Genomic DNA, 25690 nt, shown 5'->3' on the forward strand with positions numbered 1-25690 from the left:
GTTAAGCTTTTAGGTCATTTAAATTTCTTTAATCTTTTTTAATATTAGGCTTCTTATTGAATTTTTTGTTTCCAGGTTTCTTATTGAATTTACCTTTGGGTGAAAATTTCCGGCCTCCTCCTTTTGATGTGTATTCAGGCCCTGCTGGAAAATCTGCTGGTAATGGTATCTTATGAATAACTCTATCGATGAGTTTTTCTATTTGTTGAAATTTGTAAACATCATCAGAGTTGATCAAGCTGATGGCTAAACCAGACCTTTTTGCTCTGGCGGTTCGTCCCACTCTATGCACATAATCTTCAGCATCGCTAGGGGACTCAAAATTTAATATCAGGTCAATATCATCAACATCAATTCCCCTACTTACAATATCCGTAGCAATGAGGACTTTGGTTTTTCCACTTCTAAAATTGAGCATGATTTCTTCACGATCTTTTTGATCAAATCCACTGTGAAAGGCTTGTACTCCAAGTTTTAAATCTTTTAGGTTTTTTGCAATATTGTCTACTGTAATTTTACTTCCAGCAAACACAATCATCTTTTGCTCCGTTTTATCTTTGAGCAAATGTTTAAGGAGTCTGATTTTTTCAGAATCATGGACTAGATATGCTGCTTGGATAACTCCTTCAGCAGGTTTGGACATGGCGATGTTAATCTCTTTGGGATTGTTTAAAAGAGATTTGGCCAGGGTTCTAATTTTGGGATTCATTGTAGCTGAAAACAATAGGTTTTGCTGTTTACCAGATAACTGTTTTTTAATCTCTAGGATATCAGGAAGGAATCCCATATCTAACATTTTATCTGCTTCATCAAGAACTAGAAATTCTAATTTTGACAAATCTACGTATCCCATTTTTAAGTGGCTTAGGAATCTTCCAGGAGTGGCAATAATAATGCTGGCCCCTCTCTCTAATGCCTTTTTTTCTTGGCTAAAATCTTTTCCGTCGCCTCCTCCATATATAGCTAAAGAATCAATTGGAGTGTAATAGGCCATACCTTGTAACTGCTGGTCTATTTGTCCAGCAAGTTCACGAGTTGGTGCAATGATGAGGGCTTTAGTATAGGCTTCATCGGCATAATCCAGGAGGATGTCCACCATGGGAAGTAGAAAAGCAGCTGTTTTTCCTGTTCCTGTTTGAGCAAATGCCATCAGGTCAGAACCTTCTAGAATAATGGGGATGCTTTGTTCCTGAATTGGAGTGGCGTCTTTATAACCCATTGCATCTATTGCATCGAGAATATCACCAGATAGTTTTAAATCTTTGAACATATTTTTCTTTTAAAGGGCGCTATAGTTTTGCCCGTAATATAGCATTTGTTTGGTGAAATTGTCAGGGTATCTAATAATAACATCCTCTATTTTTCCATCTTTTTCTAATAAATCATATTGAGGATTGATGAAACCTGCATAGGGTGCAATTTTTAGTTTCTCCCAGCGGTGTAACACTTCTTTATGAATCACTGTATCAACTTTTACACCATAGTTTTCCACTAGGTTTTGTGCAGCTTCATAATCTCCTTCTGACTTTATCCTCTGGACTTCTTTTAGGAGTTGTCCAAAGATTTTCTGAAGGCCAAGATAATCATTTATCACAAAATAGGTTTTATTATTTTTTTGGACCTTCTCTACAATCTTTTTATCTTTTCCTTGCTCAAATGCCCATTTGGCAATGAGTTGACGATTTCTCATATGAGACTCCTCAATAACTTTACCTTCTTCTACTCTAACCAACTGTGTCATTAGGCCTCCACGTATATAACTATTGTATTCACAATAGCCTACTTCAATACTTGGCATTAAGCCCCATTTTATTAATTGTTCGTCCAATGCAAAATATAGTGCTACCAAATCGGCTCTTGCTTCTTCTATTGTTGAAGCATAGCTTTTTAAAGTCTCAGAAGGATCTGAAACTCCCTCAGCCAATTTCCCGCTTCCATGGCCTACAATTTCGTGTAAGTCAACATGAAGCTTGGAGGCAATGCCACTATATTTATTATGGATTTCAATTTCTTTCTCATTGAAAGCAAATTCATTGATACTACCATTCCCTTTTGAAGCTTCGTCATAAGCATCTATAATATTGGAGATGGTAACCGATTTAGAACCGTATTCTGCTCTTATCCAATCTGCATTGGGGAGGTTGATTCCAATGGGAGTAGCAGGGGAGCAGTCACCAGCTTCCATCACAACATGTACAGCTCTTGCATTTACTCCTTTTACTTCTTTTTTCTTGAAGGCTTGGTCTGTACTACTGTTGTGCTCAAACCAACTGGCATTATCGCTTATGGTTTTTGCTCTTTTAGAAGCCTCCTCGTCAATAATGGAAATAAGTGATTCGTAGCTGGCTTTTTTTCCTAAAGGGTCGCCATATACTTCAATAAACCCATGAATGATATCTACAGTGGAGTTGATGTCTTTTAGCCAAAGAATACAATAATCATCAAAAGTTTGAAGGTCTCCAGTTTCATAATACTGGATTAATTTATCAAGAGCTTGCTTTTGTTCTTCGTTTTCGCCTAAAGAAACCGCTTTTTTTAGCCAAAAAATCATTTTCTCAATAACATCAGAATATTTACCACCCAACTTCCAGACTTCTTCTTTTACTTGTCCGTCCTTTTTAATCAAAGTAGAGTTTATACCCCATGATAATTTTGAATTACCTTTTTGTAGTTTAGAATAAAAAGATTCGGCCTCTGCTTGATTTACGTTATCGTAGTAGTGACAAGCACTATCTTCTACTAAATCACCAGAAGTATCCAAACTCACCCTTTTTTGAAATTCTAATTTATCATATATAATATTTGTAATATCATAGCTGAACTGCTGTAAAGACTGATTCATGTTTATAGGGAATCCTTCTTTATTGGAGTTCTCAATTAAAGACTCGAAATAAGCTCTATCACAAAGTGGAAAGAATTTGTCCATAGAATAATGATGATGAATTCCATTGGAGAAAAATACCTTTTTTGCATAGTCTTCAAATTCTTGAAACTGATTAGAGCTTTTATCACCTTTATAAGTTGAAATGATATGCTCCAAAGTTTTTCGAATTTTTATGTTGTGTTTGAAATTCTGATCCCAAATAAGGTCTCGTCCCCAAAGAGCAGCTTGAGATAAATAATAGATGAGTAGTTTTTTATTTAGAGTTAAATTTTCGAAACCTGGTACTTGGTATCTGAGGATTCTAATGTCTGCAAATTGTTCAGTTTGTATCTTAAAATTATCGATAATCATTTATATGAAAATGTATTTTGTTTAGTAATCATTTTTGCAAAAATACTATATTTATGCTAGGTTATGACTATGCTTTATTCATAAGAGAAAATGAAGTGAATCGACTTCTATTTATAGGAGATGGCAGTGATGTGATTGAAATGTAGGGTAGGTATAGATTGAGAAGAGTCTAGAGTAAATGTATAGTCCATGACTTTTTGATTGATTAAATTTGGATTGTTCTTGAGTTGGTTGAGCTTTTTAATATAGCTGAATAAGTCATTTTTGGCTTCATTCCAAACACTCATACTTGATATTAAACTGTCACAAGAATGATCAAACTGCCCAGATTCCATTAATTTTTCTCCCAAAGCTCCTGCAAAAAGTTGATCTTCTAGTGCCATCATATTCTTTTCACCTGCACACACAAGTACGACGTTTTTGTTTTGTTCAACTAGGAATTTAGATAATACACTTAAATTCGGGAAACCACCGATAACAACTTTGTCAGATTCTTCTCTTGTAAGGCGAAATGCTTTAGTTCCATTTCCCGTACTGTAGACAATCTCCTTTCCGATAATGTCATCCCTCCAGAATTCATCAGCAGAATTTCCAAAATCAGCAAAATCAAATTTTCGTCCATCTTCTTCACCGGCTAATAAATATCCTTCATGTTTCATGACTTCTGCTTCGGCTTTTGAGCTCACGGGAATAATACTTTTAACGCCATGATCTAATGCGGCTATAATAGAAGTGGTAGAACGAAGTATATCAATAACGACAGCTATACTGTTCTTCCTCACCAATCGGTGATGAAAAAGGGGCATACTTAATACTACTTCAATTTCCTTCATATAGTCTTCATTTCTTGAGGCAAAGAATCTGATGGTAAAAGTACATTATCTTTTACCGCTCTGATTAGTCTTTACGAATAATTATTCTCCGAAGATTGTTAATAAATTGAGGTCTTACCCAGTATAATCAGATAGTTTCTCTTTATAGTTATTATTCATAAATACTTCCCACCAAATACTGAGGACTAGTAGGTTAATAAGTCTGTTGGCCATGGTTTGTTTATACCAAAACCAATATTCTCCTTTAAGACTTTTGTCATAAGCTTCCAAGAATTTTTGAAGATGCTTTTTATTAAGATAGGTTTTGCTGATGTCGCTTCTTAATACGAACTCATACATTTTTCTTCTTTTTAAATCATCACTAAAGAAAATCTGTAGTGGAGAGAATCCGCCTTGTTTCTTTCTGCTGGTTACGGCTTCTGGTAATTTGGGCTTAATGAGTGCTTTTAGTAAATATTTGCTAATTCCTTTTCCAGCAGCTAAATCATCCACATTTCCTTTAGCTTTTAGTTGCCTTGGCAATGCTTTTACAAATTTTACAATGTCTTCGTCAATATAGGTGAAAGCAAGATTTACTCCATATAATTGAGAGATTCTACTGGCTTTAAATAAGATGACTTCAGTAGAGTTTTGTTTAATATCTACAAAGAAATTTCTGGTATTGAATAATTCATCGAAATTTTTAAAACTTTTTGGAATAGCATCTAAGGCTGGATGAGGATTAAAATGAGTTCCCATTAATTCCTTCACCTGATATTTTCTAAATCCAAAATGGTCAGGAGCTAGGATGTTTAAAATTTTATCATTATGGAAACGGGCTTTAAAGAGGAGGTTGTCGTTTTCGAACATGCTGTTTTCGGCCATTGCCCCAAATATTTTTTGCGCAGGAGCTAACATTTTCTTCTTAAATTTATACCTATAAGCAATCTCTCTTAGTGCAGCAGTAAATAACTGGTCGCTACCATCACCACCTAAAACTACAGGCAGGTTTTTATCATGAACTAATTTCATGGCTGAATTATTGAGCATCCAACCCGACTCCGAGAACGGATCTCCCAAGTTTCTAACTAAAAAGGGGAGGTCTTCAATTTCACTGCCATCCATAAGGTATTCGTTATGTTGGGCTCCATTTTCTTCCGCCATCATTCTGGCATATGGTAGCTCTGAAAAGGGGTTGTCTTTAAAACCAATACTATACGATTTTATAGGGCCTTTAAAGACATCAGGAATAGTACATATATTTCCGCCTGAATCGTACCCACCAGATAATAATGCTCCCACAGTTTCGTGATCGCCAATTCTTCTTTTTATAGATTGTTTGAATAGTCTGTCATATTCTTCTAAGGCCTCATGTTCATCAATTTGCATCCTCTCCTCGGTGAACTCTTCAAATGTAAACAAGTTTTCGGTTTTTATTCCATTTTGAGTTTTTATTAAAACATCACCGCCATGTAGTTTGCTTACCCCAACTGTAGAAGTAAGAGGGGAGGGAATATAGCTATACATGAGGTAGTTTCCTAAGGCATCTGTATTAGGTTGGTATTCGAAACCCTTAAAATTTTTTAACTGCCAAAATTGATTGGTAAAAACCTCATTATTATAGAAAAACATAGGTCCTTGGCCGTATCTATCTCGAGCCACAATTAATTCATTATCCCTTTGAACAAGGATTAAAAACTTACCATTTATCCTTTTAAATCCTTGGTAGGATTCCTTTCGGAAAATATCTAAAAGGATTTCGGGGTCTGTGGCTTGCTTTAAACCAGTAAAATCTAATAATTCTTTTCTATTATAAATAATACCATTAAACACCAAAGCGGAGTCGGATGTATTAATATATTCGAAATTTGAAAAAGCAAGGTTTTTAATATTTCCACTTTCTATTTGAATGTTGAGTTCGTTTGTGATTTCATTATTGGATTTAAAAGTTCCATAAAGATAGGTTTCAAACATGGCTGTTGTTTTAATAATTAATTTCTATTATAAAGATAATAAAAAAAATTAAATTTGTGCAAGGATTAAGACACAACAATGACAAAATTAGATTATTACCCCTTGGTTTCAATTATTACAGTGAATTATAATCATTCTGAAACTACATTAGAGTTGCTGGAATCAATTTCTAAAATCAGCTATTCAAACATTGAGATTATTGTAGTAGATAACGCCTCCCCAAATGATAATCCTCAGCTTATTAAGGAGAAATATCCTTCAGTTATTCTGATTGAAAGTGTCATCAATTATGGTTTTGCTGGGGGTAATAATTTGGGTATCATGAGAGCTCGAGGTGATTATATTTTATTATTGAATAATGACGTAATCGTTCCTGAAGATTTTTTAGAGCCTTTAGTGTTGAAGTTCCAAAAAAATCCAGATTATGGAGCTATTAGCCCTAAAATCATGTACTATCATACCATCAATACCATTCAATATGCCGGTTTTACAAATATTGATACCAAGACTGTAAGAAATAAAACCATTGGAAAAGGTGAAATAGACAATGGGCAATACGATGAAGATTATGAAACGGCTTATGCTCATGGAGCTGCTATGATGGTACCCATGGAAGTAGTGAAGCATGTGGGGATGATGAGTTATGAATTTTTCTTGTATTATGAGGAAGCAGATTGGTGTAATCGTATTCGAAATCATGGTTATAAAATTGGCTATGTTCATAATTCTAAAGTATTTCATAAAGAGTCTGTAACTACCGGTAAGATAAGTGTGTTAAAAGTATATTACCTCACTAGAAATAGGTTGGTTTATATGAGAAGAAATATTCATGGAAAAGATTTTGTCATTAGTATGATTTATCAAATTTTTGTGGCTATTGGAAAGAATGCAATATCATTTCTTTTAAGGGGTAACCTTAAAATGTTTTGGGCTTATGTAGATGGTTTGTTTTGGAATGTTAAAAATGCATTCAATGTTGAGATTCATGATAATCCATATCTCTAAATATTTTGTTTTGAAAATGTATTTACCCATTTCGAATCCTCATTTTTCATATTTTATAATGATGTTCATAAGATATGATTAGATTGTGAATGTGAAATAGTAATATTATGTTTTCGTTCCTGTTTTAAGATTTTGATATTCAGTGGTATGCATATGTCGTTATTTGCAAATTAAAGAATTGTTAAGACCTCTTAATTTTCCTTGTTCATTGATAGAAATTGGAATATCTTTGTTGCGTTATTTACTGAGGATAAATAAGTCCAATACGTATTGTGATAAATGAACATGTAAATGATTTTAGAACCAAATAATAACTTCATTAAATACATATGAGTTATATAGAAATAGATAAAGGTCAATTGACCAATTTAGAGTATGCCTTAAAGTTAGAGTTGATGAGAACCAATAGAGGAGGTTCATATGCTAGTTCTACTATTATAGGCTGTAATACTAGAAAATACCATGGATTATTAGTGGTTCCTCAAGAAAATTTTGGCGGAATAAATCATGTTTTGTTGGCAAATGCTGATGTAACTGTGATGCAACGAGATGCTGAATTCAATTTAGGAATCCACAAATATAAAGGAGGTGGATATTCACCTAAAGGCCATAAGTATATTAGAAGTTTTCAATCTGATCCTATTCCAAAACTAACTTACAGAGTTGGCGGAGTTTTATTATCAGTGGAAAGAATCTTCAGTGAATCATTGGCACGTATCTTTATCAGATATACTTTGGAAGATGCCCATTCTCCAACTACTTTAAAAGTTCGTCCATTTTTAGCTTTCAGAAGTATACATGAGTTAACCAAAGAGAATTCTCATGCAAATACCGATTGCAATCCAGCCAAGAATGGTGTAATGATGAATCTTTATCCTGGTTTCACTCCACTTTATATGCAGTTTAGTAAAAAGGTGAAATATAAGCATGATCCTGTTTGGCATAAAGACATAGAGTATATGAAAGAAGCTAGCCGAGGATATGAAGCGAATGAAGATTTGCTGGTTTCAGGTCATTTTGAATTCACTATTAAGAAAGGTGAGTCTGTTATTTTTCAAGCTGCTATTGAAGAAGGTAACCCTGGTACCTTCCTAAGAAGTTTTAATAATGAGATTTCTAAAAGGATTCCCAGAGATAGTTTTGAGCATAACTTAGCCAATGCTGCACAGCAGTTTGTGATTAAAAAAGGTAGGAATACAGAATTAGCATCTGGATTACCTTGGTTTGGTAGATGGGGAAGGGATACTTTAATTAGTTTGGCTGGTATTACACTTATACAAGGTGATGTTGCGCTATACAAATCGGTCCTCGATACTCTAATTAAAGAAATGGAAGATAACCTGTTTCCCAATAAGGGAACAGGAAAGGATAAAAACTTTTTGTCATCAGATACTTCACTATGGTTTTTCCGATCCTTGCAACAGTATATTGAATTTACTGGTGACGAAGAATGGGTTTGGAAGAAGCATGGTAAATTGATGAAAGATATCCTAAACCGCTATCGTAATGGCATTGAAGAATTAGGTCTATATGTAGATGAGAAAGGTTTGGTTTATGCTGAAAAAGAGAATACTCCATTAACTTGGATGGATGCTGTACTTCATGGAAAACCAGTAACACAGCGGCCTGGATTCGCTGTAGAGGTAAATGCACTTTGGTATAATGCTGTAGCTTTCGTTATGAATTTAGCCACGAAAAACAAGGACGTTCAATTTGTGATAGGATGGAACCCCGTTCAAAGAACTATAGATTCGGCTTTTTTAGAGAAATTTACACATCCAGAAAAAGCATTAATTTGTGATTATGTTGCCAAAGACCATTGTAATTGGGATGTTAGACCCAATATGTTATTTGCTGCATCTTTACCCTATTCTCCACTTAATAACGAGCAAAAGAAAAAAATTCTAGATATAGTAAGAAAAGAATTATTAACCCCAAGAGGAATTAGAACTCTATCACCTAAAAATGCCTATTATAAATCGGTGTATGAGGGTAATATTGAAGCGAGAGATTCTGCTTATCATCAAGGTACAGCATGGCCATGGCTTTTAGGAGCTTATGCCGAAGCTTATTTGAAACTTCATGGTAAATCAGGATTGGCAGAGATTAAGAACTTAGTGAAAGGCTTCGAGGAGGAAATGAAACTTCATGGTTTAGGTACTATCTCTGAGCTGTATAATGGAGACCCTCCTCACCATGGTAAAGGAGCTATTTCACAAGCTTGGAGTGTGGCCGAGATGAGAAGAATCATTTGGTTGATAGAGAAAACAGAAAAAGATTAATAAAAAACGCAAAACGAATGAAAGTATTGATGTTTGGTTGGGAGTTTCCTCCTCATATCACTGGCGGATTAGGTACTGCATCTTATGGTCTTACTAAAGGATTAGTAAAACATAATGTGGATATCATTTTCGTGGTTCCCAAAGCTTATGGCGATGAGGATCAGAGGGCTGCTAGAATTGTAAATGCCAGCGAAATTCCAGTAAATTATAAGAGCAAAGAAATTCAAGAGTTTTATCATAGAATGACTTATCTAGAAGTAGGAAGCAGTATTATGCCTTATATTGACCCTTTAGAGTTTGAAAATCTTCATCAAGAGGAAGGAAAACTTCTTAAAGAGAAAGAACATTTAGTATTAGGCGAAAAATATGACTTCTCGGGTAAATATGGTTCAAACCTAATGGAAGAGGTAGCTCGATATGCTTTAGTTGGAGCCAGCATTGCCAAACAATTCGATTTTGACGTTATCCATGCACACGATTGGTTGACCTATTCCGCTGGTGTTGCAGCCAAAGAATTAACAGGAAAGCCTCTAGTAGTTCATATGCATGCCACAGAGTATGATAGAAGTGGTGAAGGACGTGTGAATTCCAATGTTTTCGATTTGGAGAAAATGGGAATGGAAAAAGCAGATTTGGTTATTCCTGTGAGTAACCTTACTAGAAAGACTGTGATAAATAAATATGGTATAGATCCTGCAAAAGTTATCACTGTGCATAATGCTATTGAACCAGTTGAACAAGCTGATTTAAAAGTGAAAAAAGCAGTAAAAGAAAAAGTCGTTACCTTTTTGGGGAGATTAACATTCCAAAAAGGGCCAGAGTATTTTGTGGAAGCGGCTAAAAAAATCTTGGAGAAAGATAATAATGTCCGTTTTGTAATGGCAGGAAATGGCGATATGATGAATCAATTGATTCGTCGGGTAGCGCAATTGAAAATTGCAGATCGTTTTCATTTTACAGGCTTCCTAAAAGGGGAGGATGTAGACAAAATGTTTTTGTTAAGTGATGTTTTCGTAATGCCTTCAGTATCGGAACCCTTTGGTTTGGTTCCACTAGAAGCCATGAGAAGTAATGTTCCAGTTGTGATAAGTAAACAATCTGGTGTAGCAGAAGTTCTAAAGCATGCCTTGAAAGTTGATTTTTGGGATGTGGATGGAATGGCAGATGCTATCTATGGATTATTACACTACGAGTCTTTATCCAATATGTTTAAAGTAGAAGGAAAAGAAGAAGTAGAGAATCTGAAGTGGGAACATGCTGCAGAAAAAATCAAAGAATTATACCAAAAGGTAATATCAAATTAGAAATCTTAAAAAAAATATATATGCGCTCCATTTGTTTTTATTTTCAGGTACATCAGCCTTATCGCATAAAGGATTATCGTTTTTTTAACATGGGAAACGACCATTATTATGATGATGAATACCTAAATAAATCTATTGTAGAAAGAGTAGCTCAAAAGAGTTATTTACCCATGAATAATTTGTTGCTCGATTTAATCGGGAAACACGGCGAAGACTTTAAAGTTAGTTTTTCGATTTCAGGATTAGCTTTAGATCAGTTTGAGCAATATACTCCAGAAGTATTAGAAAGTTTTAAGAAATTAGCAGCTACTGGTCAGGTCGAGTTTTTGGCGGAAACCTATGCCCATTCATTAGTATCTTTGAAAAATGATGTTGAATTCAAGCGTCAGGTTGAAATGCATAAAAGCAAGATTAAAGAGTTATTTGGAATAGAGCCTGTGACTTTTCGAAATACGGAGCTTATTTATTCTGACGAGGTTGGAACTAAAGTAGCTGAACTTGGCTTCGAGACTATGTTAACAGAAGGAGCTAAACATGTTTTAGGTTGGAAAAGCCCAAATTATCTTTACCATCACCCAGAGCATAAAAACTTGAAGTTATTATTAAAGAACTTTCGTTTGAGTGATGATGTAGCTTTCCGTTTCTCTTCTCAATCATGGTCTGAATGGCCATTAACTACTGATAAATATTTGCATTGGTTGAAGCAAGTAGAGAAGGACGAGCAAGTGGTCAATCTATTTATGGATTATGAAACTTTTGGTGAGCATCAATGGGCTGAGAGTGGAATATTTGAGTTTATGAGAATCTTACCAACTAAGATTATTGAGGATGGTGAATTTGATTTTAAAACACCTTCGGAAATTGCAAAAGAAGCAAAAGTCGTATCTGAGTTGCACGTGCCTTACCCTATTTCTTGGGCAGATGAAGAGCGTGATGTTACAGCTTGGTTAGGTAATGAAATGCAAGATGAAGCTTTCGATAAACTTTATGCTCTGGCAGATAAAATGAAAGGGGCCACAGACCCAAAATTACAAACCGATTGGTTGAAACTACAAGCCTCAGATCATTTTTATTATATGTGTACCAAATGGTTTGCTGATAGCGATGTTCATGAATATTTTAATCCATATCCATCACCCTATGAAGCCTTCATCAATTATATGAATGTGCTTTCAGATTTCCAAATCCGGGTAAACGAAATGGTGGAGCAAAAGGGAGATGTTGTTCAATTAGAGGAGGGTAAACTAAGCATTGATTTCTCTGAATTGCAAAAAATGACTGCCGCTCAATTAAAGAAGTTTTTAGCTGAAATAGATGTAGAAGATTTAGCCAAAGTACGAGCAATTGTGAGTAATGACCTAAACGAGAAAATAGAGAAGTATTTAGGCAAAAGAAAACAAAAAGCTTTAGCCGATTTAGAGGATGTAAAATCCTTCTCTAAAGATCAATTAGATAAAACCAAGAAATTAATTCAGCGCTTTTTATAAGCAGCTGATTTAATGATAAATGATTATAGTATTTGGGTTTGTTATTGTATGTCATGATTTTTCATTTTCATTCACTAACAAACCTTCACTTATTTTAAAATGATAAGAAATGCAAACAAAAGTTAAACCAGATTATATTTTTGAAGTATCGTGGGAAGTGTGTAATAAAGTTGGAGGAATCCATACTGTTATTGCTACCAAATTGAAAAGCATTCAACCTGAATATGGCGATAAGTATATGTTTATCGGACCCGAGTTGAATAAGGATACACAGGGGAATACTGAATTTATTGAAGATAAAAACCTAATGGCCGATTGGAAAGACCAAATGGCTATGGAAGGTGTTATTATAAGAATTGGTAGGTGGAAGATTGAAGGTTCTCCCATAGCAATCCTTATCGATTTTACAGCTTTATTCCCTAAGAAGAACGAGATATTAGCAGAGCTATGGGAGCGCTACCAGCTAGATAGTTTAAGTGGGCAATGGGATTATGTAGAACCTGCTTTGTTTGGCTATGCAGCTGGTAAAGTTATAGAATCCTATTATAGTTATTTCCTGAACTTTGGATCTCGAGTTGCCGCTCACTTCCATGAATGGATGACAGGTGCTGGAGTTCTATACCTTGAATCTAATGCACCACAGATTGCAAGGGCATTCACAACACATGCTACTGTTTTAGGTCGTTCCATTGCAGGTAATGGATTGAATCTTTACGACGATATGGAAGCCTATAATCCCGAAGTAGTTTCTACAGAATTTAATTTGCGATCCAAATATTCTTTAGAAAAAAAAGCAGCTGAACATGCACATGTATTTACAACCGTAAGTGATGTTACTTCTCGCGAGTGTGAAGTTTTTATTGGAAAAAAACCAGATATCATTACTCCAAATGGATTCGACGACACTTTGGTTCCGAAAGGAAAGTCTTATCATACCATAAGAGAAAAAGCCAGAAAAAAAATGATTTCTGTTGCAGCGGCTCTCAGTGGAAAGGATTTAAAAGATGATACATTTATCACTATTACAAGTGGTAGATATGAATATAGAAATAAAGGGCTTGATATTTATTTAGAGACACTCAAAACGCTAAAACCTCAAATAGAACAAGGAAAAAATGTTTTGGCATTCATTACCGTTCCAACGGCTCACTTTGGTCCTGATGTAAACCTTGTGAAAAGATTAGAAGGAAAGACTACAGAAATTACAGATGCTAGGTTGACACATAATCTGATAGATTATGATCAAGATCCAATTATAGAATTTTGTAATCAGCATGGTTTAAATAATCTTGGGGGCAGTGGATTAACCGTAGTTTTTGTTCCTGCTTATCTAAGAGGGGATGATGGGGTATTTAATATGGATTATTATGATCTTCTTATGGGGTGTGATTTGAGTATCTTCCCTTCGTATTACGAACCATGGGGCTACACCCCTCTTGAAAGTTTGGCTTTTGCAATTCCTACCGTTACTACTGATTTGGCTGGTTTTGGCAAATGGGTACAAAAGGAATCTAAACCATCAGCAAATGGAATTACTGTTTTAGAAAGAAATGACGAGAATAGTGATGAGGTTGAAGCTCAATTGATGGATTTGATACTGAAAATGTCTCATGCATCTGCAACTGATAAAGATAAATCATCAAAAGAAGCTAAAAAGATTAGTAAGACAGCACAATGGGAGAATCTTGTAAAATATTATTTTGAAGCTTACGAATTTGCTTTTGCAAAGGTTTCTACAAGTTCTGATGAGATGAGCCCAGTGATTAAAACAATCTTAAAGAAGACAAACAATTTGACTATCCAACAGAAGCCAGATTGGAAAAAGGTTTTAATAAAGCCTGTATTACCAAAAGAAATTAAAGGATTAGATGTTCTTGCCAAAAATATGTGGTGGACTTGGAATATTGATGCTCGTGAACTATTCTGTTCAATTGACCCTGAATTATGGAATCAAATGGAGCAAAACCCAATTTCTTTATTGGAGGAAATCTCCTCTGATCGTCTTCAAAAATTAGTGAAAGATCCTCAATTTATGGTTGCCTATCATTCAGTTATTGATAAATTCAATACATACATGGCTGAGCCTACTCAAAACAAAGAAGATCTGACAGCATACTTCAGTATGGAGTTTGGTATTGATGATACTTTGAAGATATTTAGTGGAGGTCTTGGTATATTGGCAGGTGATTATTTAAAACAAGCTAGTGATAGTAATGTGAGTATGGTGGGTATTGGATTGCTCTATCGATATGGTTATTTCAAGCAGCAAATTTCAGGTTTTGGAGTCCAAATAGACAAGTATTATCCACAGAAATTCTCTCATCTTCCAATTCGCCCTGTCCGTGATGCAAATGGCGATTGGCAAAAAGTTTCTATCTCTTTGCCTGGTAGAAATATGACTGCAAAAATATGGCGTGTTGATGTAGGAAGAATCCCATTGTATTTAATGGATACAGATATTGAAGAAAATCAACATCAAGATAGAGAGGTTACACATAAGTTATATGGTGGTGATTGGGAAAATCGATTAAAGCAGGAGTTGTTATTAGGAGTTGGAGGAATCAGGCTACTAAATACAATTGGTGTTAAGCCTTCAATATTTCATGCTAATGAAGGGCACGCTGCTTTTAATAGCATTGAACGCTTGAATAATTTGATGAACGTTTATAAACTCAACTTCGATGATGCGGTTGAGGTAGTTCGTTCAACAACTCTATTTACTACGCATACACCTGTTCCTGCTGGTCACGATAGCTTTGACGAAGAATTAATGAGAAGATATATCCCTCATTATCCTCATCGTTTACATATTAGTTGGGAGCGTTTTATGAACCTAGGTCGTTGGGTAGAAAACCAAGGGAATCAGAAGTTCTCTATGAGTGTTTTGGCAGCTAAGCTTTCACAGGAAATGAATGGTGTGAGTCAGATTCATGGTAAAGTATCTCAAGATATGTTCAAAGGGCTTTATCCTGGTTATTATCCCGATGAATTGCATATAAATTATGTAACCAATGGAGTTCATTATCCAACATGGGCTGCTAAAGAGTGGCAAGATTTTCATTATGAAATTTTCGGGAAGGACTTCTTAAGTAAGCAAGATGATTTTGATGTTTGGAAAAAGATTTTTGATGTGCCAGATAAGAAAATCTGGGAGCTTCATAATATTCAGAAAAAGAGATTGTTCGATTACTTAAAGAAGAGGTTGACTAGTGAAATGACTTCTCGTCAAGAAGATCCTGCTCACATATTTAATGTGTTGCAAAGTATGGACGAAAAAGCATTAACTATAGGTTTTGCTCGCCGTTTTGCTACATATAAAAGAGCGCATTTACTGTTCTCTAATATCGACAGGTTGAAGAGGTTGCTAGCTAAGGTTGATAGACCTGTACAATTTATCTTTGCAGGTAAAGCACATCCACATGATAAAGCTGGACAGGACTTAATTAAGCGAATTGTGGAAATATCTAGAATGCCTGATTTTGTTGGTAAAGTGATGTTTATTGAGAATTATGATATTCACTTAGCTAAGCATTTAATTAGTGGTGTAGATGTATGGTTAAATACTCCAACACGACCATTAGAAGCTTCTGGAACTAGCGGTGAGAAAGCTATAATGAACGGAGTGATGAATTTTAGTGTTCTTGATGGTTGGTGGGCAGAAGGTTATAAACCTGGTGCTGGTTGGGCCATTGATGAGCAAAGAACATATGAGAATCAAGGTTTACAGGATATGCTGGATGCCGAAGTTATTTATAATACGCTGGAAAATGATATTACCAATTCCTACTATACAATAGATGAGTCTGGAGTTTCAGAGTCTTGGGTAAAGCATATTAAAAATACTTTTGCTCAAATTGCTCCTAATTTCACTATGAAGAGAATGTTGGACGATTATTATAGAAAGTTCTATAATTCATTATTTGTTAGAGCTGGAAAAGTTAGAGCCAATGATTATGAATATGCTGGAAAAGTAACAGCATGGAAACGCGATATTTTGGCGCAATGGAATAATATTAAAGTGGTTTCTGAAACCCTACCCCAAACAAATCAGGAAAATAGTTTAAATACCAATGATACTTTTGAAGCTAAAATTGAATTGGATTTAAATGGATTGGCTCCTGAAGAAATTGGAGTAGAGATTTTGTTCGCTAAAAAGTATGATAATGAAGTGAAATCTATTGTTCATAAACAAGAACTTACAGTGACCTCATCAGGTGACTTACATATCTATGAATGTAATATTCCAATATATAGGGCTGGAGTTCACGATTATGTATTTAGAATTTATCCTAAATCAGATTTGATAGTTCATCCTAACTCTTTCCCATTGATTAAATGGATATAGTTTATTCTATAAAATAGAAAAACCGGAATCACATTGTGATTCCGGTTTTTTTTACTCTTGAAAATAAGAACTATTTGTTAATCTTTTCGTTTGTGATCTTTAATATTTCTTGCTCTAATTCATTGGCTTTTCTTTCAATTTCAGCACCTCTATTGAGGATGTCATCCACATAAGTTTTGTCTTCTAAATCAGCAGCATTAATTTTTACATTTAAATAGGCTCCCATAACAGCTGTACGAGCACAAAGAGCCCCAACTCCAGCATCTGAAACAGAATTTGGGTTACCATATTCAGCCATAGCTTTAATTACGTCCATGCTAGCTAATGATTTCTCCATCACCATAAATGGAACTTCAATGGCGTATTTAGAGGCCTCTTCAATCGCTTGTAAGCGTGCAGCTTTTTCAGTATCGCTTCCTTTTGGTAGTCTAATGGCATCCATAATTTTGTTAAAAGCATTAGTATCCTCATCCACTAAATGAACCAATTGATCTTTTAATTTCTGACCTTTCTCGGCTTGCTCAGAAAACTTCTCCCACTGATCTTCCCAGTTTGCACCAGGTTTGTGTGCAGAAAGATTAGCCACCATTGTTCCCAATGAAATTCCTAAAGCACCAACATAGGCAGAAATACTACCACCACCTGGAGCAGGAGACTCGCTCGCTGTTTCGTCTGCAAATGCTGCTAAATCCATGTCGATCAATTTCTTTTCATTACCATCCTCAATTAGATATTCGATGATATTCTTTCTTGGATCAAATGGTTTTAAATCGTCTAGTCCCATGGACTTCACCGCTACCTTAATCAATTCTTCGTGACTTACACCTAATGAACGATTTTGCTTGGCTAAAAAATACCTTCCAGCTTTAAGCATGGCATCCAAAGGAATAACTCCTACTAATTCAGAACCTGAAACTCTAATTCCTCTCTCTAGTGATTTTTTGAATACTTCATCATAAGCTTCGTGAACCGATGTAATTGAAATATCAGTTAAGTTCATAGAAATTTGAGCAATGCCATATTCTTCAATAAACCAACCTATGGCTTTTACAGATTTCAATGAGCCAGGAATCATAATTTGTTCACCATTCTCATCTATAGCCGGTTTCCCAGTAATAGGGTGTCCGGTTCTTTTAACGCGACCTCTTTCTCTAACATCAAATGCAATAGCATTAGCTCTGCGAGTAGAGGTGGTGTTTAGGTTTACGTTAAAAGCGACCAAGAAATTTCTGGCACTAATAGCTGTAGCACCCGATTTAGGGCAGAATCTAGCCGGACCAAAATCAGGTTTCCATTGTTTTTCTTTTAACTTATTTTCTAAAGCTTCATATTCACCAGAGCGGACATGAGCTAAATTTTTTCTTTCTGGGCTCAGTGCAGCAAATTCGTAACAATAGATTGGGTAATCTAACTCTTCACCAGCCCTTTTGGCTAGTTGACGTGCATATTCCACGGTTTCTTCCATAGTAATGTTAGCCACAGGTACTAAAGGACATACATCAGTAGCTCCAAAACGAGGGTGTGCACCATGGTGTTTCGACATGTCAATCAGTTCTTTAGCTTTCTTCATTCCTAAGATGGCAGCATCCATAACTGGTTCTGGCTCACCAACAATGGTAACCACCGTACGGTTCGTAGCTGCACCTGGATCTACATCTAAAAGCTTAACACCATCAACGCTTTCAATAGCATCTGTAATTTGCTTAATAATGTCCATATTACGTCCTTCGCTAAAATTGGGAACGCATTCAATTAATTTTCTCATAAAATATTTTTTTCAACTTGGTTGACTACAGGGTTTGCATATATATTGAGTAAAATTCTTTTAAAAATATCGAAGCCATCTTTATCTTTTCTGGTATTTAAAATTCCATTGATGTGCTCCATAAATTTCCCTTCTTCCCAGGCATTGTATTTGTCGCTAAACTGATTGCTTTGGTTTACCAAATCATAAGCAATATAGTTTCCTGGAAATAATTTAAAATCTTTATGTATTTGAAGATCGATATGATCTGCTAATTCTTTAAAATGGTTCTGTATTTTATCAGAGCTTAAATCTAAATCATCTTTCTTAATAGGTTGACCAAATGCTAAATGAACTCTTCCTTTTTGTTGAGTGATTCCAGTGATGATGCTTTTCATATCCTCAGTGCCATCTTTCTCGTATTTACCATTAAGCTCTATTTCAGCCAATTCGTTGGCTTTTAACAAGTCGCAGCTTTCAAATTCATATGAAATACTTACAGGTACGATTTTCAAGTTTAGCAAATAATCTATTTTATTTGCATCAGCATCCATGGCAATCATTTTAAGGACACCAGGATTGGTTTTGTCATTGCCATCTTTGGTTCGTCCTTCTCTATGACTTATACAGATAGATTGTTCTTTTTCTTGTAAGACATGACCAATATACTTAGATAATAGTTTAGAGTTATTGATCATTTCTCTTGTTGGAAGATTACGGTTGACAATGAAATTCTGATTTAGTTTAACAATATCTGTTACTATCTCAGAGCTGAGGAGGTTATTCCCAATAGCTGTTTCACCTGTTTTAAATTCGTTTTGATATAGAACATAGAACAGTAAGGAACTATCCAGTACAATGTCTCTATGGTTCGAAATGAAAAGATAATTCTCGTCTCTTTTTATATTTTCGTAACCACTAACCGTAAAATTATCCATGCTTCTATCTATCCCGGCTTTGGTAGCTGGATAAATAAACTGTTCTTTGAAAGCATTAACAGTTTTTATTTTACTTAATTTCTTTGGTAGTATATCATCTTCCCAACTAGGATAAACATGATTTACAAGCTTATGAAAAACTGAGTTGTCCAAGTATTTTTGTAAAATACTATTAACTTCAGAATCTTTATATGGTCTTATTGATTGAAAAATGTCCACAAATATTTTTATTGCAAATTACGTAAAAAATATCAATACATATTTATTTAGCTTGTAGATTAATTATAAATGCTTTACAAATTTTTATAAATACGGGATTCACGTAATTGCGTGGGGTTTTGGATATATGTTGTATTTAAAAATGAATAAATGATACGAGAATAGTATTTTGTATGTATTGGTTTAATGGTCAAATGAATACTGGATATTATTAATTATATAATTAATCCTAAAGCATGCAAAAAAAATTATTATTTTAGCATCACAATAAAACAAAATGATTTGAAAAAAATTGCTGTAGGAATGGATTTTTCTCAAGGAGCTTTAAATGCCCTTGAATATGCTGTGGATGTGGCGGTTAATACGGATTCGGAAATCACACTTTTATGGGTGGAGCCGAGCTCTAGAGATAAAGTATTGCCTGGTGAAAGGAATGAGATTCGCTATGACGCAAAAGTAGAACTTGAAAATTTAGTTGAAAAGATTATACTTAAACAACCAGGACTGAAAGTGAACTTTAAGCAGAAAAGAGGTAAGGTTTATCAAGAAGTAGCTTCTTTTGCTTATCATAACCAATCCGATATTGTTATTATTGGCACTCATGGTATCAATGGTGCCGAGGAATTTTGGGTTGAAAGTAACGCTTATAAAATAATAAGTTATTGCCCTTGCCCAGTGATTAGCGTAAGAACCGATTATAGACTAGGAGGAAATATTAACAGGATTATTTTACCTATTGACGATTCATTGGATACTACAAAGAAAGTACCAATGGTTGTTGATATGGCAAAAGAGTTTGATGCTGAAATAAGAATATTGGGGGTTTACAATAGTGATTTAGCTTTTATTCGTAAGCGTACAGATAAATTTGTTAGAGAAACTCAAAAATATTTGGCTGAAAATGAGGTGAATCACAAATTTATTCATTGTACATCAAATAATATTTCTGCTTCACTCGTTAAGTATGCAGAGAATGATAAAGCGGATTTGATGGTAATCATGACAGATCAAAATAAAGCTACTTCCGATATGCTCATGGGAAGAGTAGCACAACAGATTATTAATCAATCACCAATTCCTGTTTTAAGTGTTAAACCTGATAAAATGATTTTTAATACATGATAAAATTTAAGTTGTTAGTCTCGATATTGTTTTTTTGCCCACTGTATTTATTGGCACAAACCCAGTTTATTCAGCAGGACAGTAAATTAGATAGCTTGATTATCTTGCACAAAAGAATTAATAGTTTAGATAGTTTGGTGCCTGGTTATCGGGTGCAAATATTTTTTGAAAGTGGAAATTATAGCAAAGATTTAGCTATGGCAACAGCGGAGAAGTTCCAGGAAAATTATCCAGAAATTAGATATTATCTCTCTTTTAGCGAACCTTATTATAGAATACGCGTAGGAGATTTTAGAACTATAATAGAAGCTAAAGGTTTCTTGAAGGATATTATTGATGATTATCCTGCTGCTTTTGAAGTAAAAGATAAGATCTATAATCCACCTTTGTTCGAATAAAAAAAAATTGTATATTTACGCTATCATCAAAGTACCTCATTTATGAAATCAATTGTTGTAGGAATAGATTTTCAAAACCAATCATATGCTGCCATGAAATTTGCAGTGAATATGGCAATTAAAGTAAATTGCTATGTGATGTTGGTTTTTGTGAATAAGCCAGATAAATCTAAAGATATATTTCAGCGTCCTAAAAGTAAAATTTATGAGGAGGTTGAAGCTAGATTCATTAATTTAGTTGAAAAGTACTCTGATATTTTGGATAAAAACCGTTTTAGCTATAAGATCCGTGAAGGAAAAATTCCTGAAGAACTAGATAGACAAGCTGTAGAAAGTAGAGCGGAGATGATTGTTGTTGGAACACATGGAAATACAGGTATAAAATTATTTAGTAGCTCTTTGGCTTTTGAAATTGTAGAAAAGAGTGCCATTCCAGTAGTTACTATTAAGGATGGTGCACATATTAATACAGAAATAAAAACCATTTTGGTTCCTATAGATGCAACTTTAGAGAGTCGTCAAAAGGTGCCTTTTACAGTAAGGCTCGCAAAAATTTATAATGCAGAAGTACATATGTTAGCTATGTATCATAGTAAAGTGAAAATGGTGAAGGAAAATATTATTTCTTATACTCGTCAAGCTGCAGAATATCTAGAAAGACAGCAGGTTAATTTTATTGTGAAATCTGTTGAAACAGATGATATTGTTCAGACTACTATTGATTATTCCGAAGATATTAATGCAGATTTGATTTCAAGTATGACGGTACAGGTATCTTCAGCTTCTAACCTTTGGAAAGGTACATTTGCAGAGCAATTAATAACGAAATCACATATTCCAGTTTTAAATATTCAACCTAAAGAACTTATAATGACTATGAGTCGTTAGTGACAAGTAAAAGCATAATAAAAAGGCTCTTTCAAATATTTGAAAGAGCCTTTTATGTTATATCTGTATCTATTTACTTTAAATGCTTAGCCATCACTTCTAAAAGTTCAGAAGTTCTAATTGGTTTTAGGATATAGTCATCGCTCCCGGCAGCAAAACTTTTTTCCTTCTCTCCAGCAAAAGCATAGGCAGTTTGTGTAATTATTGGAATATTCTTGCCTAGGTTTTTAATCAATCTTATCGATTTATAGCCATTCATGATAGGCATATTGATATCCATCAACACAAGATCGATTTGGGTATCAGTTTTACATGCTTCATATGCTTCTTTACCATTTTTAGCCCATAGGATACTTACTTGAGTACCTTTTATGGCATGAACAATAAACTTATAATTGTGATTTACATCCTCAACAATTAAAACCGTTTTACCTTTCCAATCGTAATTCATATTGCTATCTGTCATATCGAATATCTTTTCCTACTATTAATCTATCAAATTTAAGTATATTTTTTCAATTTGTCAATAAAAAAAACAATCAATCTTGATTTTGATTAATTCAAATATTTATAGGCCTTATCTTTTCTAAGAATAGAAAAAGAAAAAGGAGCTAAAAAAGCTCCTTTTAAATATATCATTAATTCATATTAGTTTCTGTTCATAGCATTTAAATCATCGAATGCTCTTAGAAGTCTAATTACAAAAGCCTCTTCAGCAGCTCTTAACACTTTACGAGGATCGTAATATTTTTTATTAGGAATATCGTCACCATCAGGGTTTCCAATTTGAGCTTGTAAATAATCATGATGCTTAGCTTCATATGCTCTTAAACCATCCCAAAATGCCCATTGTGTATCGGTATCAATATTCATTTTGATAACACCATAAGATATAGCTTCTCTAATTTCTTCTTGGCTTGAACCAGAACCACCATGGAAAACGAAATCAACGGGTTGTTTAGCAGTATTAAATTTCTCTTCTATAAATTTCTGAGAGTTTAATAGTATTTTCGGAGTAAGCTTAACGTTACCTGGCTTGTATACACCATGAACATTTCCAAAAGATGCAGCAATAGTGAAATTAGGGCTCACTTTTAAAAGTTCTTCATAGGCATAAGAAACTTCTTCTGGCTGGGTATAGAGTTTTGAAGTGTCTACATCAGTATTGTCTACACCATCTTCTTCACCACCTGTGATCCCAAGTTCAATTTCTAAAGTCATTCCCATTTTACTCATTCGAGCTAAATAGTCTTTACAAATGGCAATGTTTTCTTCCAAAGATTCTTCAGATAAATCAAGCATGTGAGAGCTAAATAAAGGCTTCCCATTCATTTCGAAGAAGTCTTCGCCTGCATCTAATAAACCATCAATCCAAGGTAATAATTTTTTAGCAGCATGATCTGTATGAAGGATAACGGGAACTCCATAATGTTCAGCCATCTCGTGAACATGATAAGCTGCAGCAACAGCTCCAGAAATAGCGGCCTGTTGGCCATCGTTTGATAAAGCTTTACCTGCGTAAAAACTAGCTCCACCGTTGCTCAATTGGATGATAACAGGAGAGTTTGCTTTTTTTGCAGCCTCTAAAACACCGTTAACTGAACTTGTTCCAACTACATTTACAGCTGGTAAAGCAAATTGATTCTTTTTTGCTAATTCAAATAATTTTTTGACATCCTCACCGAAAATAACACCCGGTTCCATATGATCTAAAATTTGGTCTGACATATCTCTAAATTTTTATGTTTGGTTCTCATTTTAAAGATCCAAAGATACAAATATTGGTATTTGCAAACCATATAATTATGACTATCTTTGAGATAAATTAAAAAAAAGTCCTGGAGTTGTATTTTATATTCGATAAATAGCAGGACTAACTTGATATTCTTCATGAAACGAATCATATTGAGAAATTATAATAGATATTTGGGGAAATCAATTTTATGGTTTGCCCTATGTTTTTTATTTCCCTACCCTAGCTTTTCGCAATTCATAGATATTCATTCTTTTGAATTAGATGAAGAAAAGCAGGAGTTGTTAGATAAAGCTGATAGTTTAGCACAAAATGATTTCAACCTAAGTTTATCTCTTTGTTTGGATGAAATTAATAAGCTTAAATTCTATGATAAACCTGGAATGTATAGCTCTTTATTGTCAAGAGCTGGAAGGGCTGCTTTTCATATCGGTAATCTGAGTTTGTCTGATAGTATTCATGATGTTCTAATTAATATTCCAATTAAGAATCTTCACCCTTTTGTGAAGGCTGAAATATTAAAAGACAAATATTTTATTTCCAAAGTTTACAATGAGAATTTAGCAGCACTAGAATATGCAAAGCAAGCTTACTTAATCTATCAACAAAGTGGATTTATTGATGGTCAGTTAGAACTACTTCATAAAGCATTGGTTATCAGTACGGATAATGGTGATTTGGAAAAAGCTACTAATTATGAGACCGATATCTTATCATTGATTGATGATTGTGGAAAGCCGAAAACTCAATTCTATTTGTGGTTATCCATTTCAAGATTAAATATAAAAACTCATAATTTCGGGAAAGCACTTATTTATTTAACTAAGGCAAAAGATTTAGCAAAAACTATAAACGATAATGGTGTAAATGCTCATGTTTTAGTTGCTCAAGGCCTCTTTTATTTTCACCAAAAAAACTTAAATAAAGCAAACGAATTGTTTAACGAAGCTATAATAAATTTGAGACAAACTCATGATAGAATATCTGAAAGTCATGTGACAACGCTTCAGGCCGCAGTGTCAATGAGGCAGGAACATTATAAAGATGCCTTAGGTTATAACAGAAGAGCATTGAATTTACGTAAGCGATTGGGTTCTCTTTACCTTGTTGCAAGTTCCTATACTAATATGGCAAATACATTGATTCAGATGCAACAATATGACAGTGCTCTTTATTATACAGAGTTGGGTGCAGTAAATTATATTAATTATCCTATAAAAAGAAATATTACTCGTGGACTTGAGGTAAAGCAGGAAATATTTTTAAAAAGAAATGAATTTGATAAGGCTTATCAAGCCTTGGAAGCTATTATTGAGATTGAAGATAGTATTTATTTGATGTTGAATAAGCAAAAGTTAGATCAGTTAGAGACCAATATCGAATTGGAAAAATATATGCAGCAAAAGAAAGAAATACGTGCAGAAACTTTGTTGCAAAAAAGCTTGAAAGATAGGAATATGATCATCATCAAATTTATTCTAGCTTCATTAATTCTAGTAGTAATCTCTAGTTATTTACTTTTCTTATACAATAAGAGTAAGAGTAGAAGAAGGCTAATTGGTATCTCACAAAAAATGATTTTCATACAGATGAACTCACATTTTGTGTTTAATGCATTAACAGCCATTCAAAGTCTGATTTATCAAAACCAAATTGAAACAGCTATTCATTATTTAACTGTGTTTTCTAGCTTAATTACTAAAGTACTCACCATAACTCATAAAAAATATATCACCCTTCAGGCTGAAATAAGTTTTGTTATGGAGTTTATGCAGATACAGCAGTTGCGATTTGGTGATGATATGAAGTTCATTATTGATATTAATCCTGATTTAGATTTAGTTAAAGAGAAAGTTCCGCCTATGTTGATTTATCCTTTTTTGGAATATGCAGCAGAGGAGTGTGTTCAGCAATCAGATGAAGACAATAGGATTGAAATTAATATATATAAAGAAAACTCTTTTATTATTTATGAAATCATTGATATTGGACTTGGTTTCTCTGATGAAGGGAAGTGCTATATCAAAAGATATGGAGGACAAGAGATTATTTGTGAGCAGTTGACAAAAGAAAGAATCTCATTATACAATAATATATTCCATACTAAGCTTATCTTTGTGCGCTCAAAAGTAGAACGGGATGGACAAGAATATAATGCCATACAATTTAAAATAAAGAGTTAAA

17 protein-coding genes are annotated in these 25690 nt (G+C 34.2%); 9 read left to right on the top strand and 8 right to left on the bottom strand.

What is annotated here, in order from left to right; genetic code table 11:
• Positions 1-28: 28 nt before the first annotated feature.
• The 4 genes from HNS40_RS10290 to HNS40_RS10305 form a co-directional block, all read right to left on the bottom strand.
• Positions 29-1270, bottom strand: coding sequence for a DEAD/DEAH box helicase (locus tag HNS40_RS10290; protein ID WP_172280444.1), 1242 nt, complete (start codon positions 1268-1270; stop codon positions 29-31).
• 9 nt (positions 1271-1279) lie between these two features.
• Positions 1280-3235, bottom strand: coding sequence for a dihydrofolate reductase (locus tag HNS40_RS10295; RefSeq protein WP_172280447.1), 1956 nt, complete (start codon positions 3233-3235; stop codon positions 1280-1282).
• A gap of 107 nt (positions 3236-3342) precedes the next feature.
• Complete coding sequence (locus HNS40_RS10300; protein ID WP_172280449.1) at positions 3343-4068, bottom strand: 2-phosphosulfolactate phosphatase; 726 nt, start codon at positions 4066-4068, stop codon at positions 3343-3345.
• Between the two features lie 114 nt (positions 4069-4182).
• Positions 4183-6021 carry an asparagine synthetase B gene (locus HNS40_RS10305; protein WP_172280451.1) on the bottom strand — a complete coding sequence of 613 codons (1839 nt, stop codon included), beginning with the start codon at positions 6019-6021 and terminating at the stop codon, positions 4183-4185.
• Positions 6022-6099: 78 nt separating this feature from the next.
• On the opposite strand from HNS40_RS10305, the gene HNS40_RS10310 reads away from it, so the two are divergent.
• From HNS40_RS10310 to glgP, 5 genes are all read left to right on the top strand, one after another.
• Complete coding sequence (locus HNS40_RS10310) at positions 6100-7026, top strand: glycosyltransferase family 2 protein (protein WP_172280453.1); 927 nt, start codon at positions 6100-6102, stop codon at positions 7024-7026.
• A 329-nt stretch (positions 7027-7355) separates the two neighbouring features.
• Positions 7356-9308, top strand: a complete 1953-nt coding sequence (locus HNS40_RS10315; RefSeq protein WP_172280455.1) for an amylo-alpha-1,6-glucosidase — start codon at positions 7356-7358, stop codon at positions 9306-9308.
• A gap of 17 nt (positions 9309-9325) precedes the next feature.
• A complete protein-coding gene (locus HNS40_RS10320) occupies positions 9326-10612 on the top strand; it encodes a glycosyltransferase family 4 protein (RefSeq protein ID WP_172280457.1) in 1287 nt (428 codons plus the stop codon).
• Between the two features lie 20 nt (positions 10613-10632).
• Positions 10633-12099 (top strand): glycoside hydrolase family 57 protein, encoded by a 1467-nt coding sequence (locus HNS40_RS10325; RefSeq protein WP_172280459.1) that lies wholly within the window; start codon positions 10633-10635, stop codon positions 12097-12099.
• A 109-nt stretch (positions 12100-12208) separates the two neighbouring features.
• Positions 12209-16444, top strand: coding sequence for an alpha-glucan family phosphorylase (gene glgP, locus HNS40_RS10330; RefSeq protein WP_172280461.1), 4236 nt, complete (start codon positions 12209-12211; stop codon positions 16442-16444).
• Between the two features lie 70 nt (positions 16445-16514).
• Here the strand turns inward: glgP and ftcD are convergent, their stop codons facing one another.
• Complete coding sequence (gene ftcD, locus HNS40_RS10335; protein WP_172280463.1) at positions 16515-18209, bottom strand: glutamate formimidoyltransferase; 1695 nt, start codon at positions 18207-18209, stop codon at positions 16515-16517.
• Entirely contained in the window at positions 18206-19345 is a 1140-nt protein-coding gene (locus tag HNS40_RS10340) for a 1-acyl-sn-glycerol-3-phosphate acyltransferase (protein ID WP_172280465.1), read from the bottom strand. The genes ftcD and HNS40_RS10340 overlap by 4 nt, the downstream gene beginning before the upstream one ends.
• A gap of 282 nt (positions 19346-19627) precedes the next feature.
• On the opposite strand from HNS40_RS10340, the gene HNS40_RS10345 reads away from it, so the two are divergent.
• Genes HNS40_RS10345 through HNS40_RS10355 form a run of 3 tightly spaced genes read left to right on the top strand, consistent with a single transcriptional unit; the run spans position 19628 to position 21753 of the window.
• Complete coding sequence (locus HNS40_RS10345; protein WP_172280467.1) at positions 19628-20467, top strand: universal stress protein; 840 nt, start codon at positions 19628-19630, stop codon at positions 20465-20467.
• Positions 20464-20865, top strand: coding sequence for an SPOR domain-containing protein (locus HNS40_RS10350; RefSeq protein ID WP_172280469.1), 402 nt, complete (start codon positions 20464-20466; stop codon positions 20863-20865). Before HNS40_RS10345 ends, HNS40_RS10350 begins: the two co-directional genes overlap by 4 nt.
• 42 nt (positions 20866-20907) lie before the next feature.
• The gene (locus HNS40_RS10355; RefSeq protein WP_172280471.1) at positions 20908-21753 is read left to right on the top strand and encodes a universal stress protein; all 846 of its coding nucleotides are present in this window, start codon (positions 20908-20910) and stop codon (positions 21751-21753) included.
• Between the two features lie 73 nt (positions 21754-21826).
• Here HNS40_RS10355 and HNS40_RS10360 read toward each other — a convergent pair whose 3' ends face one another.
• Together HNS40_RS10360 and fbaA are read right to left on the bottom strand one after the other, a co-directional pair.
• Positions 21827-22219, bottom strand: coding sequence for a response regulator (locus tag HNS40_RS10360; protein WP_172280473.1), 393 nt, complete (start codon positions 22217-22219; stop codon positions 21827-21829).
• Between the two features lie 182 nt (positions 22220-22401).
• Positions 22402-23481, bottom strand: a complete 1080-nt coding sequence (fbaA, locus tag HNS40_RS10365; RefSeq protein ID WP_172280475.1) for a class II fructose-bisphosphate aldolase — start codon at positions 23479-23481, stop codon at positions 22402-22404.
• Positions 23482-23643: 162 nt separating this feature from the next.
• On the opposite strand from fbaA, the gene HNS40_RS10370 reads away from it, so the two are divergent.
• Positions 23644-25689: a histidine kinase gene (locus HNS40_RS10370; RefSeq protein WP_172280478.1), complete on the top strand. Its 2046-nt coding sequence runs from the start codon at positions 23644-23646 to the stop codon at positions 25687-25689.
• The last annotated feature ends 1 nt before the right edge of the window (position 25690 follow it).

The sequence above is a fragment of the Lentimicrobium sp. S6 genome, assembly GCF_013166635.1.
Classification (GTDB): Bacteria; Bacteroidota; Bacteroidia; order Bacteroidales; family UBA12170; genus UBA12170.